The sequence below is a fragment of the Microbacterium sp. HMWF026 genome, from assembly GCF_003061325.1.
Lineage (GTDB): Bacteria > Actinomycetota > Actinomycetes > Actinomycetales > Microbacteriaceae > Microbacterium > Microbacterium testaceum_E.
Window position 1 is genome coordinate 1 of sequence record NZ_QAJB01000193.1, and the last position, 1,376, is coordinate 1,376.

A 1,376-nucleotide genomic window follows, 5' to 3' on the forward strand; every position below is an offset into this window, starting at 1 on the left:
GTCGAGAGTCGCGACGACGCGGTCGTCGCTCACCTCGACCCGCAGGCGACGGGCTTCGGGAAGCCCGGCCTCGACGTCACGCACCGGCGCGCTCCACGATCATCGCCGCGCCCTGCCCCACGCCGACGCACATCGTGGCCAGCCCGTATCGGGCGTCCTCGCGCTCCATCCGGCCGAGCAGCGTCACGAGCAGCCGTGAGCCGCTCGAGCCCAGCGGATGCCCGAGCGCGATGGCCCCGCCGTCGGCGTTGACGATGTCGGGGTCCAATCCCAGGCGCCGCATGCACGCGAGCGACTGCGAGGCGAAGGCTTCGTTGAGTTCGACGGCTCCCAGATCGGATGCCGACAGCCCGGCCTTGGCGAGCGCCTTCTCGGTCGCGGGCACGGGACCGAGCCCCATGATCTCGGGCGCGATACCGGCCGCGGCGTGCGACACGATCCGCGCGCGCGGGCGCAGGCCGTACCGTTCGACGGCGGCGGCACTGGCGACGACGATCGCCGAGGCGCCGTCGTTCAGGGAGCTGGAGTTGCCGGCCGTGACGACCTCGCCGCCCCTCACGACGGGGCGGAGTCCCGCGAGAACATCGAGCGAGGTATCGCGGCGCGGCCCCTCGTCGGTGTCGACCGGGCCGCGCGACGTCTCGACGGCGACGATCTCGTCGGCGAAGCGCCCGGCATCCTGTGCCGCGATCGCCCGCTGGTGACTGCGCAGGGCGAAGGCGTCCGCGTCGGCGCGCGAGACGCCGTCCACGCGGGCGACCTCTTCGGCCGTTTCGGGCATCGTGAAGGTGGCCTTGTCGCGCGCGGCGAGCCGCGGGTTGGTGAAGCGCCAGCCGATGGACGTGTCGAACGCGGCGCCCGGTTTGGCCCACGCACGGTCGGGCTTGGCCTGCACCCACGGCGCGCGCGTCATCGATTCGACGCCTCCGGCGACCACCACGTCGGCGTCGCCGGCGCGGATCGCCTGCGCGGCGAGCGCGACGGCGCTCATGCCCGAGGCGCAGAGGCGGTTGACGGTCAGGCCGGGGATGGCATCCGGCAGTCCGGCCAGCAGCACGGCCATCCGGGCGACGTTGCGGTTGTCCTCGCCCGCCTGATTGGCCGCACCGAGGATCACCTCGTCGATCGCCTCGGCCGGCACGCCTGCACGCGTCACCGCGTGGCCGACCACGAGAGCGGCGAGGTCATCGGGGCGGACGGATGCCAGAGCCCCGCCGTACCGCCCGACCGGGGTGCGCACACCGCCGATGAGAAACGCGTCCGACATCGTCTTCCTCTCCCCCGCCGACTCTGGCGGGGTCGTCATCCTCAGCTGCGAGGTTTTCCGACCGATCGTTCAGTAATCATGCCACGGCGGGGGCGGGGCCCGCAACGGT

At 73.1% G+C, this 1,376-nt stretch carries 1 protein-coding gene; it reads right to left on the reverse strand.

Annotated elements, in window-relative coordinates; genetic code table 11:
• Positions 1–76 precede the first annotated feature (76 nt).
• Positions 77–1,267: an acetyl-CoA C-acyltransferase gene (locus DBR36_RS08065; protein ID WP_108318367.1), complete on the reverse strand. Its 1,191-nt coding sequence runs from the start codon at positions 1,265–1,267 to the stop codon at positions 77–79.
• Positions 1,268–1,376: the final 109 nt, after the last annotated feature.

Bases quoted from the DNA above. Each gene is read 5' to 3' on its own strand.
- DBR36_RS08065 (WP_108318367.1), bottom strand. From the start codon at position 1,267: ATGTCGGACGCGTTTCTCATCGGCGGTGTGCGCACCCCGGTCGGGCGG.